Here is a 20257-nt window from a genome sequence, read left to right as displayed (position 1 = left end):
ACCATGACGTCTTCGACCCCTTCGAACCCCTCCGGCCCCGCGCGGCCCTCCAGGCGGGACCGCGCCGAGGCGCTGCCCGAGGAACTGCGGGAGGCGCTGCGGCGGCGACTGGCCGGACGGGCCGGCGGCGCGGACCCGGCCGCCCGGCCGGGCATCCCGCGCGCCGACCGGGACCGCCCGCTGCCGCTGTCCTTCGCGCAGCAGCGCCTGTGGTTCCTGGACCGGCTGCGGCCCGGTGACGCCCGCTACAACAGCGCGGTCGCGGTCCGCCTCACCGGCACGCCGGACCGGGAGGCCCTGCACGCGGCCCTGGCCGCCGTCGTGGCCCGGCACGAGGCCCTGCGCACCACCTTCGAGGAGACCGACGGCCGGCCTGTGCAGCGGGTGCACCCGGCGGGCCCGGTGCCGCTGCCGGTCCGGGACGCCGGTGACCTGGACGCGGACCTGCTGGCCGAGTACGCCCGCCCCTTCGACCTGCGGCACGGCCCCCTGCTGCGCGCCCTGCTGCTGCGCGAGTCGGCCACGTCGCACGTCCTGCTGCTGACGGCGCATCACATCGTCACGGACGGCTGGTCGATGGGCGTGGTGCTGGACGAGCTGTGCACCGCCTACGACGCCCTCGCCCAGGGTGCCGCACCCGAACTGCCCCCGGTGGCCACGCAGTACCCGGACTTCGCGGTGTGGCAGCGCGCACAGCTCTCCGGGCCCCGCCTCGAACGGCAGCTCGCCCACTGGAAGGAGCGGCTGGCCGGAGCGGTGGCGCCCGAGCTGCCCCTGGACCGGCCGCGGCGCGGCGAGGAGGCGGGCGAGGGCGCCGTGCACACCTTCACCGTCCCCGCCCGGCTCACCCAGCGGCTGCGCGACCTCGCCCGGGAGCACCACAGCACGCTGCACACCGCCCTGGTCGCCGCCACCCAGGCGCTGCTGGCCCGCTGGTCCGGCCAGGACGACATCACCGTCGGCTCCCTCACCCCCGGCCGGTCCCGCACCGACCTCGAACGGACCGTCGGCTTCTTCGTGAGCACCGTCGTGCTGCGGACCCGGGTGGACACGTCCGGATCCTTCCGCGAGCTGCTGGCGACGGCGGCCGACACGGTCAACGACGCCTTCGCGCACGGCGACACACCGTTCGAGCGCATCGTGGAGGCGGTCGGCGCACCCCGCGAGGCGGGCCGCAACCCGCTGTTCGACGTGCTGGTCCTGCTGCACCCCGACCCGCCCGCCGCGACCGCCCCGCGCGGGCTCGCCACCACCCCGGTCTCCGTGCCCCGGCAGGCGGCCACCTTCGACCTGAGCGTCGAGTTCGTCCCGGACGGCACGGCGCTGACCGGTCTGCTGGAGTACCGCACCGACCTGTTCGACGCGGCCACGGCCGAGCGGCTGGCCGGGCAGCTGCTGCGCCTGCTGGAGGGCGCCGCCGACGCCCCGGACCGCCCGCTGGGCGCCCTGCCCCTGCTGTCGCGGGAGGAGGCACGGCGCGTCGTCCACGACTGGAACACCACCGGGCACCACCCCGTGGCCGACACCACCCACCCCGAGATCTTCGAGCGCCGCGCGGCCCTGACCCCCGAGGCCCTCGCCCTCGTCGCGGGCGGCGAACGGCTGGACTACGCCACGCTCAACGCCCGCGCCAACCGGCTCGCCCACCACCTCATAGCCCGCGGCGCCGGTCCCGAACGGCTGGTCGCGCTCGCGCTGCCGCGCACCGCCGACATGATCGTCGCGATCCTCGCCGTCTGGAAGTCCGGCGCCGGCTATCTGCCGCTGGACCCGGCCCTGCCCGAGGAACGGGTCCGCTTCCTGCTGGAGGACGCCCGCCCCGCCCTGGTCCTGGACGAGGACGCCCTGCGCGCCGTACCCGCGACCGCCCCGGACACCGACCCCACCGACGCCGACCGGCGCGCCCCCCGGCACCCGGAGCACATCGCCTACGTCATCCACACCTCCGGCTCCACCGGCCTCCCCAAGGGCGTGGCCGTCTCCCACCGCTCGGCGGCGCACCTGCTCGCCGCCCACCGGGCCGGCTTCGTCGCCGAGGCGGGCGGCGGCCCGCTGCGGGTCGCGCTCACCGCGTCCTTCTCCTTCGACACCTCCCTCGAAGGCGTGCTGCTGATGGCCGACGGCCACCCGCTGCACCTGGTCGACGAGGTGACCCGGATGGACCCGGCCGCCCTGGTCGAGTACGTCGTCGAGCACCGGGTCGACTTCCTCGACGTCACCCCCTCCTACCTGCGGCAGCTGCTGCCCGCCGGACTGCTCACCGACCCCCGGCACCGCCCCCGGGTCCTCATGCTCGGCGGCGAGCCGGTCGGCCCCGCGCTCTGGCGCGAGCTGGCCGCCCACCCGGACGTGGCCGCCCACAACTTCTACGGCCCCACCGAGTGCACGGTCGACGCGCTGTCCTGCCGTATCGACGGCGGCGACCGCCCGCTGGTGGGCCGCCCCCTGCCCGCCGTACGGGCCTACGTCCTGGACGACCGGCTCCAGCCGGTGCCGCCCGGAGTCGGCGGCGAGCTGTATCTCGCGGGCGCGCAGCTGGCCCGGGGCTACGCCGGCCGGCCGGGCCCGACCGCGGCCCGCTTCCTCCCGGACCCGTTCGGGGCACCGGGCGAGCGGATGTACCGCACCGGCGACCTGGCCCGGTGGACCGCCGACGGCCGCCTCGACTTCCTCGGACGCGCCGACGACCAGGTCAAGGTGCGCGGCCACCGCATCGAGCCCGGCGAGATCGAGGCCGCCCTGCTCTCGCTGCCGCGGATCGCCGCCGCCGCGGTCGTCGCCGTACCCGACGCGCACGGCCACGCCCGCCTCGCCGCGTACGTGGTCCCCGCGCCCGGCGCACCCCGGCCCGCCCCGGCCGACCTGCGCGCGGCCCTGCGCCGCGTCCTGCCCGACGCGCTGGTGCCGTCCTCCTTCACCCCGCTCGACGCGCTGCCGCTGACCACCAGCGGCAAGCTGGACCGCCGTGCCCTGCCCGCCCCCGACCTCGAAGGCGGCGGGAGAGAACGGGAGTTCGTGGCCCCGCGCACGCCCGGCGAGGAGACCCTGGCCGGCATCTGGGCCGAGGTGCTCGGTGTGGCCCGGGTCGGTGTCACGGACAACTTCTTCGAGCTGGGCGGCGACTCGATCCTGAGCATCCAGGCCGTCTCCCGGGCCCGCGCCGCCGGTCTGCGGATCGCCTCCCAGGACGTCTTCCGGCACCAGACCGTCGCCGACCTGGCCGCCGCCGCGTCCCGCCGCACCGCCACTGTGCCCGCGCCCCGGCGCCCGCACGAGGACGGGCCCGCCCCGCTCACCCCGGTCCAGGAGTGGTTCTTCGCCACGCACGGCCCGCTGCGGCACTTCAGCATGTCGATGCTGCTCGACCTGCCGTACGACCTCGACGAGCGGGCACTGGAACGGGCGCTGGACGTCCTGGTGGCCCGGCACCCCGCCCTGCGCACCCGCTTCACCCGCACCGGGGACACCTGGCGGCAGCACCCCGGCACCGGACCGGGCACCGGACTGCTGACCCGTCACGGCCCCGAGACCTCACCCGCCGAGGCCGCCGAGGCCGCCCGCGCGGCCCTCGATCCGGCCACCGGAGCCCTGCTCCGCGCGGCCCTGCTCACCGGCCGCGAGCGCCCCCGACTGTTCCTGACCGCCCACCACCTGGCCGTCGACAGCGTCTCCTGGCGGGTGCTGCTCGCCGGCCTGGAGCAGGCCTACCGGCAGGCCGCGGCGGGCGAGGAACCCCAAGGGGAGCCCGAGCACACCCGGTTCGCCGACTGGGCGCGCGGCCTGGCCGAACGGGTCCGGGCCGGCGACCTGGACGACGACCTGCCCCACTGGACGGCCGAGGCCGCGCTGCCGCGCACCCAGCTCCCCGTCGACCTCCCCGGCACCCCGCTCGCCGGGTCCGTGCGCACCGTCCGCACCCGGGTGGACCGCGCCACCACCGAGGCGCTGCTGCGGCGGGTGCCCGGCGTGTACCGCACCCAGGTCAACGACGTGCTGCTGAGCGCGCTGGGCCGGGTGCTGGCCGACTGGACGGGCGCGGACCGGGTGACGGTCGCCCTGGAGGGCCACGGCCGCGAGGAGGAGCTGGCCGAGGGCGCCGACCTGTCCCGCACGGTCGGCTGGTTCACCACCCAGTACCCGGTCACGCTGACCCCGGCCGCCCCGGACGACTGGGGCGCCACGCTGAAGGCCGTAAAGGAACGCCTGCGGGCGGTGCCCCGACGCGGCCTGAGCTACCAGGCCCTGGGCCACCTCGGCTCGCCCCAGGCCGCCGCGAAGGGCCTCGGCGAACTTCCGCTGCCCCAGGTGTGCTTCACCTACCACGGCCAGTGGGAGGCGCCCGAGGGGCGGGACTTCGCGCCCGTCGCCGACGTACCCGGCCGGGACATGGACCCCGGCGCGCCGCTCGACCACCTCCTGGACGTGTCCGCCCTGGTGACCGATGGCGAACTGGAGATCACCTGGCACTACAGCGACCAGGTGCACCGGGCCGGCACCGTCCGGGCGCTGGCCGAGGGCATGGTGCGAGCGCTCGGGGCCATCGCCGAGCACTGCGCGCGGCCCGGCGCGGGCGGCCGTACCCCCTCCGACTTCCCGTTGGCCGGCCTGGACCAGGCCGGTGTCGACCGCCTCGCCGGCGACGGCCGGGACGTGGCGGACCTGCTGCCGCTCACCCCGCTCCAGGAGGGCATGCTCTTCCACCGGCTGGTCGGCGGACCGGACGACGTGTACGTCGACCAGGCCGCGCTGCTGCTGGAAGGCGTCACCGACCCCGACGCCCTCGCCCTGGCCTGGCAACGCGTGACCGACCGCACCCCCGCCCTGCGCACCTCGGTCGTGTGGGAGGGCGTACCCGTCCCGCTCCAGGTCGTGCACCGCCAAGTCCCGTTGCCCGTCGAGCAGTTGGACTGGCGGCAGCTGGACGCGGGGGAGCGGGCCGAGCGGCTGGACCGGCTGCGCGCCGACGATCTCGCGCGCGGCCTCGACCTCGGCACGGCACCCCTGACCCGGCTCACCCTCGTCCGGCTGCCCGACGCACGGCTGCACCTGCTGTGGACCTCCCACCACCTGATCCTGGACGGCTGGAGCCTGGCCCAGGTGCTCACCGAGGTGTTCGAGGAGTACACGGCACTCACCACCGGCGCGACGCCCCGGCCCCCGGCGCGCCGGCCGTTCGGCGACTACGTGCGCTGGCTGGCCGGGCAGGACGACGGCGCCGCCCGCGCGCACTGGCGGGCCGCCCTCGCCGGGTTCGCCACGCCCACCCCGCTGCCCGTCGACCGCGTCCGCCGCCCGGGGCACGAGACCCGTTCCGCGGGCGTGCACACGGCCGGGCTGTCCGACGAGGTCTCCGCGCGGCTGGCCCGTACCGCCCGGGCGGCCGGGCTCACCCTGGGCACCGTGGTGCAGGGCGCCTGGGCGCTGCTGCTGTCCCGCTCCAGCGGCGAGCGGGACGTGCTGTTCGGGACCACCGTCTCCGGGCGCCCCGACGACCTGCCCGGTGTCGAGTCGATGGTGGGCATGTTCATCAACACCCTGCCCACCCGGGTCCGCGTGGACGGCCGCCGCAGCGCCGCCGACTGGCTCAGAGAGCTGCAGGAGGCGCAGGCCGAGGCGCGCCGGTTCGCCGCGGTGTCCCTCGCCGAGCTGACCTCACTGAGCGACGTGCCGGCCGGCAGTCCGCTGTTCGACAGCATGGTGGCCTTCGAGAACTACCCCTTCGACCAGGCCCGTTCGGCCGGATCCGGGATACGCCTCGCGGACGTCTCCGCCCGCGACGCCACCAACTACGCCCTCGTGCTGCGCGCCTACCAGGGCGAGCGGTTCGGCTTCGACCTCGCCTATGACCCGGAGCTGTTCGACGCCCCGACCGTACGCGGCCTCGCCGACCGGCTGTGCCTGCTGCTCACCGAGCTGGCCGACGACCCGGACCGGCCCGTGCGCGCCCTCGCCCGGCCCACCGCCGAGGAGCGGCGGCGGATGCTGGTCGACTGGAACGGCACCGAGGAGGGCCGGCCCGCCGACACCCTGGACGCCCTCTTCGCGGCCCAGGCCGCCCGCACCCCCGACGCCGAGGCCGTCACCTGCGGCGACGACCGGCTCGACTACGCCACCCTGGACGCGCGCTCGGGGCAGCTCGCGCACCTGCTCGCCGGACTCGGCGCCGGACCCGAGACGTTCGTGGCGCTCGCGCTGCCCCGCTCCACCGACCTCGTCGTCGCCGTACTCGCCGTCCTCAAGGCCGGCGCCGCCTACCTGCCCATCGACCCCGCCCTGCCCGCGGAACGCGTCCGGCAGCTGCTCGCCGACGCCGCGCCGGTGGCGCTGGTGACCACCGCGCCGGCCGCGCCCGACACGACCGTGCCGCTCCTGCTGCTGGACGACCCCGGTGTCCGGGCCGACCTGGCCCGGCGTCCGGCCGCCGGACCGGCCCGCCGGGCGCTGCCCGAGAGCCCCGCCTACGCCATCTTCACCTCCGGCTCCACCGGCCGCCCCAAGGGCGTGGTCGTGCCGCACGCGAGCGTGGTCCGGCTGTTCACCCGCACCCGGCACTGGTTCGGCTTCGGCCCCGACGACGTGTGGACCCTGTTCCACTCCTACGCCTTCGACTTCTCGGTGTGGGAGCTGTGGGGCCCGCTGCTGCACGGCGGCCGGCTCGTCGTCGTCCCCGAGGACACCGCCCGCTCCCCGGAGGACTTCCTGCGCCTCCTCGCCGACGAGCGGGTCACCGTCCTCAACCAGACCCCGTCCGCCTTCTACCCGCTGAGCCGCGCGGACGCCGAACTGCCCGACGTCAGCGCCCGGCTGGCGCTGCGCACGGTGATCTTCGGCGGGGAGGCGCTGGACGTGACCCGGCTCGCCGACTGGTACGCCCGCCACCCGGACACCGCGCCCCGCCTGGTGAACATGTACGGCATCACCGAGACCACCGTGCACGTCACCTACGCCGCTCTCGACCGCTCGACGGCCCGCCCCGGCACCGCGAGCCCCATCGGCACCGGCATCCCCGACCTGCGGCTCTACGTCCTCGACGACACCCTGCAGCCGGTGCCGCCCGGCGCCGTCGGCGAGCTGTTCGTCGCCGGCAAGGGCCTGGCCCGCGGCTATCTGAACCGGCCCGGCCTCACCGCGACCCGGTTCCCCGCCGACCCGTTCGGGCGGCCCGGCACCCGCATGTACCGCACCGGGGACCGGGCCCGCCGACGGGCCGACGGCACCCTCGAGTACCTGGGCCGCGCCGACCAGCAGGTCAAGATCCGCGGCTACCGCATCGAGCCCGGCGAGATCGAGGCCGCCCTGCACAGCCACCCGGGCGTGGGCGCGGCCGCCGTCGGCGTGTACGAGGACACTGCGGGGACGCGCCGCCTGGTCGCCCACGTCGTCGGCACCGGCACCGGCGACCGCGGCACCCCGCCCCCGTCCGCCGCCGAACTCCGCGCCCATCTGGCGGGGCTGCTGCCCGCGCACATGGTGCCGGCCGCCTATGTGCCGATGCCGGCGCTGCCGCTCACCGTCAACGGCAAGCTCGACCGGCGCGCCCTGCCCGCGCCCGGCCCCGACGGCTTCGCCGCCGACAGCTCCCGGACCCCGCCGCGCACCCCCGCCGAACGGCTGGTCGCCGCCGCGTGGACGGACGTCCTGGACACCGACGAGGTCGGCGCCGACGACGACTTCTTCGCCCTCGGCGGCGACTCCATCCTCGCCGTCCGTGTCACCTCCCGGCTGCGCGCCGCCTTCGGCACGGACGTGACGCCCCGGCTGCTGTTCACCCACTCCACGCTGGCCGACCTCGCGACCGCGCTGGGCGAGCCGAGGCCCGGGAGCGGCGCCGACAGCATCCCGGCCGCCGCCCCGGACGCCCCGGCGCCCCTCTCGTACGCCCAGCAACGCCTGTGGTTCCTGGACCGGTTCGAGCCGGGCGGCACCGCGTACACGACCCTGTCCGTGCTGCGGCTGCGCGGCCCGCTCGACACCCCCGCGCTGGGCGCCGCCCTGGACGGACTGGTCGCCCGGCACGAGGCCCTGCGCACCACGTTCGCCGAACACGACGGCCAGGCGCGGCAGATCGTCCACCCGCCGCGGCCCGTGGACCTCCCGGTGGAGGAACTCGCGGACACCGGCGCCCTGGACGGCCTCCTGGACCGGGAGGCCGCCACCCCCTTCGACCTGGCCGCCGGGCCCCTGCTGCGCGCCCGGCTGGCCCGGCTCTCCGCCGAGGAGCACGTCCTCGTCCTGGCCGTGCACCACATCGTCACCGACGGCTGGTCCGTCGGCGTACTCGCCCGGGACCTGGGCGAGCTGTACGCGGCGGCCCTTGAGCACCGCCGCCCCGCATTGCCCGCACTGCCCGTCCGCTACACCGACTACGCCGCCTGGCAGCGCACCCGGGCCGAACGCGCCGAGACCGAACTCGCCCACTGGCGGCGGGCCCTGGACGGCGTGACCCCCCTTGAACTGCCCACCGACCGGCCGCGTCCCGCCGTACGCACCGGCGACGGGGCCCTGGTCACCTTCACCCTGCCCGCCGCCCTGACCGAGCGGCTGCGCGAGCGGGGGCGGGAGGCCGACGCCACCCTCTACATGACCCTGGTGACCGCCTGCCAGATCCTGCTCGCGCGCTGGACCGGCCAGGAGGACGTCACCGTGGGCACCGTCACCGCCGGCCGCGAAAGGCCCGAACTGCACGACGTCGTCGGCATGTTCGTCAACACACTGGTGCTGCGCGCCCGCATCCGCCCCGAACTGCCCTTCCGGGAGCTGCTGGCCGAGGTACGCGCCACCGTCCTGGACGCGTTCGCCCACCAGGAGGTGCCCTTCGAACGCGTGGTGGACGCCCTCCAGCCCGAGCGGGACACCAGCCGCACCCCGCTGTTCCAGGTCATGGTCGCCCTGCACAACCTGGACACCGAGCCGCCCCGGCTGCCCGGCCTGGCGGTGGAGCCGGTGACCCCGCCGGTCCGCACCGCCACCTTCGACCTCGCCTTCGACTTCGTGGCGGGCGACGACGGCCTGACCGGATACCTGGAGTACGACACCGGCCTGTTCGACGCCGACACCGCCGAACGCCTCGCCGCCCGGCTGCGCATCCTGCTGGGGGCCGCCGCCGGGGACCCGGAGCAGGCCGTGGGCCGCCTGCCGCTGATGACCGACGCCGAGCGACGGCAGGTACTCCGCCACGGGACGGGCGCCCGGCTGCCCGAGCCGGACACCACCTTCCCCGCCCTGTTCGAGTCCCGGGCCGCCCGCGCACCGCACCGCACCGCGCTGGTGGCGCGCGACACCACCCTGGACTTCGCCGCGCTCAACCAGCGGGCCAACCGGCTCGCCCACCACCTCATCGCCCAGGGCGCCGGCCCCGAGGACGTCGTCGCCGTACGGCTCCCGCGCACCTCCGAGCTGGTGGTGGCGCTGTTCGCCGTCCTCAAGGCGGGCGCCACCCTGCTCTGCCTGGACCCCGAACTCCCTCGGGAGCGCACCGACCTCCTTCTTGCCGACGCCCGGCCGCACACCCTGCTCACCGACCTCGGCACGGTGCCCTGGGACCGGCTGCCCGGCCACGATCCGACCGACGCCGACCGGATCCGGCCCCTGCTGCCCCGGCACACCGCCTACATCGTCTACACCTCCGGCTCCACCGGCCGCCCCAAGGGCGTCGCCGTCGAACACCGGCAGCTGGTCAACCTCTGCCACGACCACCGCGCGGGCCTGCTCGCCCCGCACACCCCCGGCGGGCGGCGGCTGCGGGCCGCGCTCAGCGCCTCCTTCTCCTTCGACACCTCCTGGGAAGGACCGCTGCTCCTCGCCCTCGGCCACGAGGTCCACCTGATCGACGAGGACGTACGCCTGGACCCGCGGGCGTTCTGCGCCCAGATCGCCGAACACCGCCTGGACCTGGTGAACGTCACCCCGTCCTACCTGCGCGAACTGACCTCGGCCGGGCTGCTCGCGGCGGGCCGCCACCGGCCGCGCCTGCTGCTCGTCGGCGGCGAGGCCGTCACCCCGGCCGACTGGATCGACCTCGTGCGCGCCGAACGCGAGCTGGGCGTGGCCGTCTACAACATGTACGGGCCCACCGAGTGCACCGTCGACGCCGTCTACGGCCGGTGCGCCGACCGGCCCGACCGCCCGGTCATCGGCCGCCCCGGCGGCAACCTGCGCGCCTACGTCCTGGACGACGCCCTGCGCCCGGTGCCGCCCGGGACGCCCGGCGAGCTGTACCTGGCCGGGGCGCAGGTGGCCCGCGGCTACCTCAACCGGCCCGGACTCACCGCCGCCCGCTTCCTCGCCGACCCGTTCGGGGCGCCGGGGGAGCGGATGTACCGCACCGGGGACCGCGCCCGCTGGGACCGTGACGGGCGGCTGGAGTTCCTGGGCCGGGTGGACGAGCAGGTCAAGATCCGCGGGTTCCGCATCGAGCCCGGCGAGGTGGAGGCCGCCCTCCTGGGCCACCCGGACGTCGCCGACGCCGCGGTCACCGCACGCGAACACGCCGGCCGGCGCATGCTCGTCGGCTACGTGGTGCCCGCCGCCGGCCGCGCGCCGTCCGCCGACGCCCTGCGCCTGGCACTGCGCCGTACCCTGCCCGACCACATGGTGCCCGCCACGTTCGTCCCGCTGGCCCGCATCCCCCGCACCACCAGCGGCAAGACCGACCGGCGCGCCCTGCCCGCCCCGCCCGCGCAGCCCGACAGCGCCACCCCGTACGTCGCCCCCCGGCCCGGCACGGAGGAACGCCTCGCCGCGATCTGGGCCGACGTGCTCGGCGTCGAACGGGTCGGCACGCGCGACAACTTCTTCACGCTCGGCGGCGACTCCATCCTGAGCATCCAGATCGTCTCCCGCGCCCGGCAGACCGGAATCGCCCTCACCACCAAGGACGTCTTCCGCCACCAGACGGTCGCCGAACTCGCCCTCCGCGCGAAGGAGTCCGCACCGCGCCCGGCCGCCGCCGAAGAGCCGGCCGAGGCGCCGCTCACCCCGATCCAGCACTGGTACCTGGACGGCCGCGACCCCGGACAGCCGCTCCGCTTCACCATGACCCAGCGCCTGGAACTCGCCCCGGACACGGACCGCCGGGCACTCCAGGACGCCACCGACGCCCTCGTACGCCACCACGCCGCCCTGCGCACCCGCTTTCGCCGCACCGCCGACGGCTGGCGCCAGGAGGTCCTGCCCGAGGCACCGGACGGCGTCCTCACCCGCCACGAGGTGGCCGGCCTGGACGACACGGCCCTGGAGACCGAGGTCCAGCGACGCACGGACGAGGCCCAGGCCGCCCTGGATCCCGCCGAGGGCCGGGTCGTACGCGTCCTGCTCTTCGACCGCGGCCCGCACCGGCCCGGACAACTCGTCGTCACCGCACACCACCTGGTGATCGACGGCGTCTCCTGGCGCATCCTGCTCGCCGACCTGGAGACCGCCCACCGCGCCGCCGCGGCCGGCCGGCCCGCGAGGCTGCCCGCCACGGGCACCTCCTACGGCCACTGGGCCGCCCGCCTCGAACAGCACACCCGCTCCGGGGCCCTGGACGCCGACCTCCCGTACTGGACCCGCACCGGCGCGGCCCCGGCCGACCTGCCCGCCGGGCGGCCCGGCCCGAACACCCACGGCACCGCCGCCACCCTCACGGTCACGCTGGACGCGGAGACGACCGACGCCCTGCTGCGCAAGGTCCCCGAGGCCTACCGCACCCAGGTCAACGACGTCCTGCTCAGCGCCCTCGGCCGGACCCTGGCCCGCTGGTGCGGGCGCGACACGGTCCTGCTGGGCGTGGAGGGGCACGGCAGGGAGGACCTGTTCGAGGACGTGGACCTGTCGCGGACCGTCGGCTGGTTCACCGCCGAGTTCCCGCTCGCGCTGCGCACCGACCCGGACGCCGGCTGGCACGACACCCTCCGCTCCGTCAAGGAGCAGCTGCGGGCGGTGCCGCTGCACGGGCTGAGCCACGGCGCCCTGCGGCACCTCGTGCCCGGCAGCCCGCTCGCCGGAGCGCCGGCTCCGCAGATCGGCTTCAACTACCACGGCCAGTGGGACTCCGGCGCCGCCGACGGCCCCTTCCGCGGCTCCCTGCCCCCGGCCGGCCGGGACACCGACCCGGACGAACCCCGCCCCTACCTCCTGGACATCACCGGCGTCGTCCAGCAGGGCCGCCTCGAACTCGGCTGGACCTACCCCGCGCAGGTCTACGACCCGGCCACCGTCCGCCGACTCGCCGAGGAGACCCTCGCGGCCCTGCGGGAGATCGTGGCCCACTGCGCCCGCCCCGCGGCGGGCGGCCGTACCCCCTCCGACTTCCCCCTGGCCGGCCTCGGCCAGGACCAGCTGGACCGGCTCGTCGGCACCGGCCGGCACATCGAGGACGTCCTGCCGCTCACCCCGCTCCAGTCCGGCATGCTCTTCCACGGCCTCGTCGACACCGAGCACGCCTACTTCGACCGCACGGCGGTACGGCTGTCCGGCGTGGCCGACCCGCGCGCCTTCGCCGCCGCCTGGCAGCAGGTCGCCGACCGCACCCCGGCGCTGCGCACCAGCGTCCACTGGCACGGCCTGCCCCACCCGGTCCAACTGGTCCACCGGCACGCCGAGCTGCCCGTCACGCACCTCGACTGGCGGGCCCTGACCCCCGAGCGGCGGGCGGAGGCCACCGAGCGGCTGCTCGCCGAGGACCGCGCGGCCGGCATGGACCTCACCACCGCGCCGCTCACCCGGCTCGCCCTGGCCGCCCTGCCCGGCGACGAGGTGCTGCTGGTGTGGTCCACCCACCACATCGTCCTCGACGGCTGGAGCACCGGGCAGCTGCTCACCGAGGTGTGCGAGCGCTACGCCGCGCTCACCGGCGGCCCGGACCAGGCACCCCCCGCACGGCGGCCCTTCGCGGACTTCCTGCACTGGCTGCGCGCACAGGACGAGACGGCGGCCGAACGGCACTGGGCCGACGCCCTGGCCGGATTCACCGCCCGCACCCCGCTGCCGTACGACCGCACGCCCGCCGAGGCCCACCGCGCCCGGTCCGCCGCCGCCGTCCACCACGAGCTGGACCCGGAGACCTCGCGGCGGCTGCGGGAGACCGCCGCCCGCGCCGGAATCACCGTCAACACCGTGGTGGAGGGCGCCTGGGCGCTGCTGCTGGCCCGCTCCAGCGGCCGGGACGACGTGGTGTTCGGCACCACCGTCTCCGGACGCCCGGCCGAACTGCCCGGCGTCGAAGGCATGATCGGCATGTTCATCAACACCGTGCCGACCCGCGTCCGGGTCCCCGCCGGGCCGGTGCTGCCCTGGCTGCGCGGGCTCCAGGAACGGCAGAGCGACGCCCGCCGCTTCGACTTCCTCGCCCTGCCCCGCATCCAGGCCGTCAGCGACGTCCCGTCCGGGGAGGCGCTGTTCGACAGCATGGTGGTGTTCGAGAACTACCCCGTGGACGAGTCGGCGACGGCCCGCACCGGCGTCCGGGTCGAGGAGGTGCGCGCCGACGACGCCACCACCTTCCCGTGGTGCCTGCGCGCCCACCTGGCCGAACGGCTCGGCTTCGACCTGGCCTACGACCCCGCCCTGTTCGACCCGGCCACCGCCGAGCGCGCCGCGGACCGGCTGACCGCCCTGCTCGCCGCCCTCGCCGACGGGTTCGACACCGACCTGGCCGGACTGGACCCGCTCACCGCGGCCGACCACGACCTGCTGGCCGCCTGGAACACCACCGCCCGACCGGCCGTCCCGCGCAGCCCCGTGGACCTGTTCACCGAGCGGGCCCGCCGCACCCCGGACGCCCTCGCGGTCCACGACGGCGACACCCGGCTGACGTACCGTCAACTGCACGACTGGGCCCGCTCCCTGGCCGGGCGGCTGACGGCCGACGGGCTGGTGGCGGAGGACCGGGTGGCCCTCCTGATGGACCGCTCCGCCGAACTCGTCGTCGCCCAGCTCGCCGTGCTCATGGCCGGCGGCGCCTATGTCCCCGTCGACACCCGGGCCCCCGAGGAACGCCGCCGCACCCTGCTCGCCCAGGCGGGCGCGACCCTGCGGCTGACCGCCGCCGAGGTGGCCGCCGCTCACGCCCATGGCGCGGCTGCCGACTTCGACCGGGCGGGCCATGGCGCGGGCGCGGCGGCGGAGGTACCGGCTGCCGACTGCGATCGGTCGGCGTATGGCATGGCCGACGTGGAGGGGCAGGCGCCAGCGGCTGACCGTGATGGGCCGGCCCGTGGCGCGGGCGTGGCGGGAGAGCAGCTATCGGCTGCCGACTTCGACCGGGCGGACCATGGCGCGGGCGCGGCGGCGGAGGTACCGGCTGCCGACTGCGATCGGTCGGCGTATGGCATGGCCGACGTGGAGGGGCAGGCGCCGGCGGCTGACCGTGATGGGCCGGCCCGTGGCGCGGGCGTGGCGGGAGAGCCGGTATCGGCTGTCGACTTCGACCGGGCGGGCCATGGCGCGGGTGCTCCGACGGAGTCGGCGCCGGTCGCCGACCCCGATCGGCTGGCCTATGTGATGTTCACCTCCGGTTCCACGGGCCTGCCCAAGGCGGTCGCGGTGCGGCACCGGGACATCGCGGCGCTGGCCACCGACAGCCGCTTCGCCGACGGCGTGGCCGACCGGGTGCTGCTGCACTCGCCGGTGGCCTTCGACGCCGCCACCTTCGAGGTGTGGGCGCCGCTCCTCAACGGTGGCTGCGTGGTCGTGGCCCCGGGCGGCGACGTCGACGCGGCCCTGCTGCGCCGGCTCGCCGCCGACGGCCTGACCGCACTGTGGCTGACCGCCGGACTGTTCCGGCTGCTCGCACAGGACGCGCCCGACTGCTTCCGGGGCCTCAGGCAGGTGTGGACCGGCGGTGACGTCGTCCCCGCCCAGGCCGTGCGCCGGGTGCTGGCCGCCTGCCCCGGCCTGACCGTCGTGGACGGCTACGGGCCTACCGAGACCACCACCTTCGCGACCGCCTGCGCCCTCACCGACCCCACCGCGGTACCGGACACCGTCCCCATCGGCCGGCCGCTGGACGACATGCGGGTGCACATCCTCGACGCCCGGCTGCGGCCCGTACCGCCGGGCTGCGCGGGCGAGCTGCACCTGGCCGGGGAAGGCGTCGCCCGCGGCTACCTGGGCCGCCCCGGCGACACCGCCGCCCGCTTCCTCGCCGACCCCTACGGCCCGCCCGGCACCCGCATGTACCGCACGGGCGACCTGGCCCGGCGGCGGCCCGACGGCACCGTCGAGTTCCTCGGCCGCGCCGACGACCAGGTGAAGATCCGGGGCTTCCGGGTGGAGCCCGGCGAGGCCGAGGCCGCGCTCGCCGCCCACCCGGACGTCGTCGACGTGGCCGTCGTGGCCCGCGAGGACCGGCCGGGCGCCAAGCGGCTCGTTGCCTACGTCGTCGGACCGGCCGGAGAGGACGACGAGGAGCTGCGGGCCTTCGCCGCCCGCACCCTGCCCGACTACCTCGTCCCCACCGCCTTCGTCCCGCTCGCCGCCCTCCCGCTCAGCCGCAACGGCAAGGTCGACCGGGCGGCCCTGCCCGCGCCGGAGGCGTCGCCGGGGCGCCCGCGGATCGAACCCCGCACCGAGGCCGAGCGCCGCACGGCGGCCGTCTTCGCCGAGGTGCTCGGCAGCGAACCGCCCGGCGCGGAGGACGACTTCTTCCAGCTCGGCGGCGACTCGATCCTCAGCATCCGGCTCGCCTCCCGCCTCGCCGAGTCCTTCGACACCGACCTCACCCCGCGCGCGGTGTTCACGCACCCCACACCGGCCGCGCTGGCCCGCCTGCTCGACGCCCGGCAGGGCTCCGGCCGCCCCGCGATCGTCCCGGCCGGCCGGGACGCGGTCGCGCCGATGTCCCACGCCCAGCAACGCCTCTGGTTCCTCCAGGAGTTCGAGCCCGGTGGCGCCGAGTACGTCACCGCGCTCGCCCTCCGGCTGCGCGGCACCCTGGACACCGGCGCGCTCCGCGCGGCCCTCGGCGCCGTGGTCGCCCGGCACGAGTCGCTGCGCACCACCTTCGACAGCGTCGACGGACACGGCGTACAGATCGTCCACCCGCCGCGGGACGTGCCGCTGCCCGTGCGCGACCTGTCCCGGCGTGCCGAGTCCGACCGGGAGCCGGAACTGCGCCGGCTGCTCGCCGAGGAGCGCACCCGGCCCTTCGACCTCCGTGAGGGACCGCTGCTGCGCGCCGGTCTGGTCCGGCTCGCCGAGCACGACCACGTGCTCACCCTCGCCCTGCACCACATCGTCACCGACGGCTGGTCCACCGCCGTCCTGCTCGGCGACCTCGCCCACCACTACCGCGTCGAACTCGGCTCGGAGGAGCCCCCGTTGGCGCCGCTGCCGGTCCAGTACGCCGACTACGCGCACTGGCAGCGCACCGCCGGGGACACCGGGGCGGACGAGCACCTCGCCCACTGGAAGGAGCGCCTGGCCGGCATCGCACCGCTGGAACTGCCCACCGACCGGCCCCGGCCACCGGTGCGCACCAGCGCCGGCGCGACCACCCGGCTGGTGGTGCCCGCCCGGACCGCCCGGCGGCTCGGCCGGCTCGCCCGGGACCACGGGACCACCCTGTTCACCACGCTCGTCGCCGCTGCCCAGGCCTACCTCGCCCGGGTCTCCGGCGCCGAGGACATCGCCGTCGGCACCGTCACCTCGGGCCGCGACCGGCCCGAGACCCAGGCCCTCGTCGGGTTCTTCGTCAACACCCTGGTGCTGCGCTCCCGGGCCGAGGCCGGGCGGCCGTTCACCGGGTTCCTCACCGACGTACGGCAGACGGTCCTCGACGCCTTCGCCCACCAGGACGTGCCGTTCGAGCGGGTCGTGGACGAGGTGCAGCCCGTCCGCGACACCAGCCGCACCCCGCTCTTCCAGGTCATGGTCGTCCTGCAGAACACTCCCGCCGCCGGTCTCGACCTGCCCGGCCTGGAGATCAGCGACGTCGAAGCCGAGTCGGAGCAGGCCGCGTTCGACCTCACCCTGGAGTTCGCCGAGACCGGCTCCGGAGCGCTGCACGGCCTGCTCACCTACAACACCGACCTGTTCGACGCGGCCACCGCCGAACGGATGGCCGGACAGCTCGCCGCCCTGCTGCACGCCGTCGCCGAGGACCCGGACCGTGCGCTCGGCGCGCTGCCGCTGACCTCCGACGACGAGCTGAAGACCTTGCTGGAACAGGGCCGGGGCACCTTCCGCCCGGTGCCCGAGGCCACCCTGCCGGCCCTGTTCGAACAGCAGGCGGCCCGTACCCCCGACGCGGTGGCGCTGGTGGACGGCGACCGGGAGCTGACCTACGCGGAGGTCGACCGGGCCGCCAACCGGCTGGCCCACCGGCTCGTCCGGGACGGCGTCGGACCGGAGCGCGTGGTGGCCCTCGCGCTGCCCCGCTCCGCGGCGACCGTCGTGGCCCAGCTCGCCGTCACCAAGGCCGGCGGCGCCTTCCTGCCCGTGGACCCCGACTACCCGCCGCACCGCCGGGAGTTCATGATCCGGGACGCGGGCGCCCACCTCGTCCTCGGCGACCCGGCCGAGGTGTGGGCCGCCGACGGTCCCCGGACGGCGCCCACGGACGCCGACCGCACCGCCCCGCTCACCCCCGCCCACCCCGCCTACGTCATCTACACCTCCGGCTCCACCGGCACCCCCAAGGGCGTCATGGTCACCCACCGGGGCCTCGCCTCCTTCGCCGCGGCAGCCGCCGAACAGTACGCGGCGGGTCCCGGCGACCGGGTGCTGCAGTTCGCCTCGCCCAGCTTCGACGCCTCCGTGCTGGAGCTGTGCGTCTCCCTGCTCAGCGGGGCCGCGCTGATCACCGGCGAGGAAGGGCCGCTGGTCGGGGAGCGGCTGGCCGAGGTGCTCGCCGACCAGCGCATCAGCCACACCCTGATCCCCCCGGCTGCCCTGGCCACCGTCCCCCCGGAGACCGCCGCCGCCCTGCCTCACCTGCGCACCCTCATCGTGGGCGCCGAGGCCTGCCCGGCCGACCTGGTCGACACCTGGGCCCCCGGCCGCCGGATGATCAACTCCTACGGGCCCACCGAGGCCACCGTGGTCGCCAGCTGGACCGGACCGCTGACCCCCGGCACCGGCGCCCCCTCCATCGGCTGCCCCTCCGGCAGCACCCGCGTCCATGTGCTCGACGCCGCCCTGCGCCCCGTACCGCCCGGCGTCACCGGCGAGCTGTACATCGCGGGGCCCGGCCTCGCCCGCGGCTACCGGGGCCGGCCGGGACTGACCGCCCAGCGGTTCGTCGCCGACCCGTTCGGCGCGCCGGGGGAGCGGATGTACCGCACCGGGGACCTGGTCCGGTGGACCGCCGACGGCCGGCTCCGGTTCGCCGGACGCGCCGACGACCAGGTCAAACTGCGCGGCTTCCGCATCGAGCCCGGCGAGATCGAGAGCGCGCTGCGCCGCAGCCCCCTGGTCCGGGACGCGGTCGTCGCCGTACGCGCGGAGGAGACCCCCGGCGCGCCCGCCCGGCTCGTCGCCTACGTCGTCCCGGCCGAACCCTCCGGAGCCGGGCTGCCCGTCGGCGAGCTGCGGCTGCACCTGGCCGGGCTGCTGCCCCCGCACATGGTGCCGGCGCTCTTCGTGCCGCTCGACCGGCTGCCGCTCACCCCGAACGGCAAGACCGACCGGCGGGCCCTGCCCGCACCCGGGCCCGCACCGGCCGCCGACGGCCCGCGGACCGCGCCGCGCACCGACACCGAACGCCGCATCGCCCGCATCTGGGCCGATGTGCTGGGCATCGAGGAGGTCGGCGCCGACGACAACTTCTTCGCGCTCGGCGGCGACTCCGTCCTGAGCATGCAGGTCGTGTCCCGGCTGCGCCGCGACGGCCTGCACGTCGCCACCCGCGACCTGTTCACCCACCAGACCGTGGCCGAACTCGCCACCGTGGTCCGCGCCGCGCCCCGCCGGACCGGCGACGGCCCGGTCACCGGCGAGGTGCCGCTCACCCCGATCCAGGAGTGGTTCCTGACCACCCCCCGCGCGGCCCACCACCACTTCAACCAGTCCGCGCTGCTGGAACTCGACGGCACCCCCGACCCGCGGGCCCTGCGCGTCGCGCTCGACGCGCTGCTCGACCACCACGACGCCCTGCGCATGCAGTTCACCCGGGACGCGGACGGCTGGCGGCAGTTCAACCCGCCGCCCGCCACCGGCCACGACATCCTCGTACGGCACGACCTGACCGGGCTGTCCGCCGAGGAGGCCGACGCGGCCATGGCCAAGGCCGCCGACGAACTGCACACCGGCTTCGACCTGGCCCACGGACCCCAGCTGCGGGCCGCCCTGTTCACCGCGGACCCCGGCCGGCCGGCGTTCCTCCTCCTCGTCGCCCACCACCTGGTGGTGGACGCCGTCTCCTGGCGCATCCTCCGCGACGACCTGGAGACCGCCTACCGGCAGGCCCTCCAGGGCGACCCGGTCACGCTGGGGGAGCGCGGCACCAGCTTCCGCGAGTGGTCCCGCAGACTCGCCGCGCACGTCGCCGAGGGCGGCCTCGACCACGAACTCCCGTACTGGGAGCAGGCCGTGCACACCGAAGCCGACCCGGCCCCCGACGCGGCGGGACCGGCCGCCACGGTGAGCGTGGAACTCGGCGAGGACGACACCACGGCCCTGCTCCGCTCCGCGCCCACCGCCTACCGCACCCGCGTGAACGACGTGCTGCTCGCCGCCCTCTCCCTGGCGCTGGCTCGCTGGACCGGACACGACCGGGTCCGCCTGGACCTGGAGGGCCACGGCCGCGAGGACCTGCTCGACGGCGTCGACCTGTCCCGCACCGTCGGCTGGTTCACCACCGTGTACCCGGTCGCCGTCCAGGTGCCCGACCCCGGCGACCTCGGCCCGGACCGCGACTGGCGCTCCCTGGTGAAACAGGTGCGCCGCCAGCTGCGCGCCGTACCCGGCAACGGCATCGGCTTCGGCGCGCTGCGCACCTACGGCCCGCCCGACGTCCGCGAACGCCTCGGCGCCCACGCCCACGGACAGGTGGTGTTCAACTACCTCGGCCAGTGGGACGCCCGCCCCGAGACCACGGACGGCGGCCTGGTCCGCGCCGAACACGGCTCCTTCGGGCAGGACCACGACCCCCGGGACCCCGGCTCGCACCTGGTGGAGGTGGTCGGCGCGGTGCAGCACGGCCGGCTCGCCTTCACCTGGCACCACCGGCCCGGCGTCCACGACACGGCGACCGTCCGCCGGGTGGCCGAGGAGTTCGCCGAGGCCCTGCGCCACCTCGCCCGGCATGCCCGGGGAGGCCGATGACCGCACCCCG

General features: G+C 76.3%; 1 protein-coding gene. It reads left to right on the top strand.

The features are described from left to right. The first annotated feature begins 3 nt into the window (after positions 1–3). Entirely contained in the window at positions 4–20247 is a 20244-nt protein-coding gene (locus ABZ937_RS24115) for a non-ribosomal peptide synthase/polyketide synthase (protein WP_361695091.1), read from the top strand. Positions 20248–20257 lie beyond the last annotated feature (10 nt).

This window comes from Streptomyces sp. NPDC046727 (assembly GCF_040645635.1).
Taxonomy (GTDB): domain Bacteria; phylum Actinomycetota; class Actinomycetes; order Streptomycetales; family Streptomycetaceae; genus Streptomyces.
Note: the sequence above shows the minus strand (reverse complement) of the source record. Positions and strands in the feature narration are given on the sequence as shown.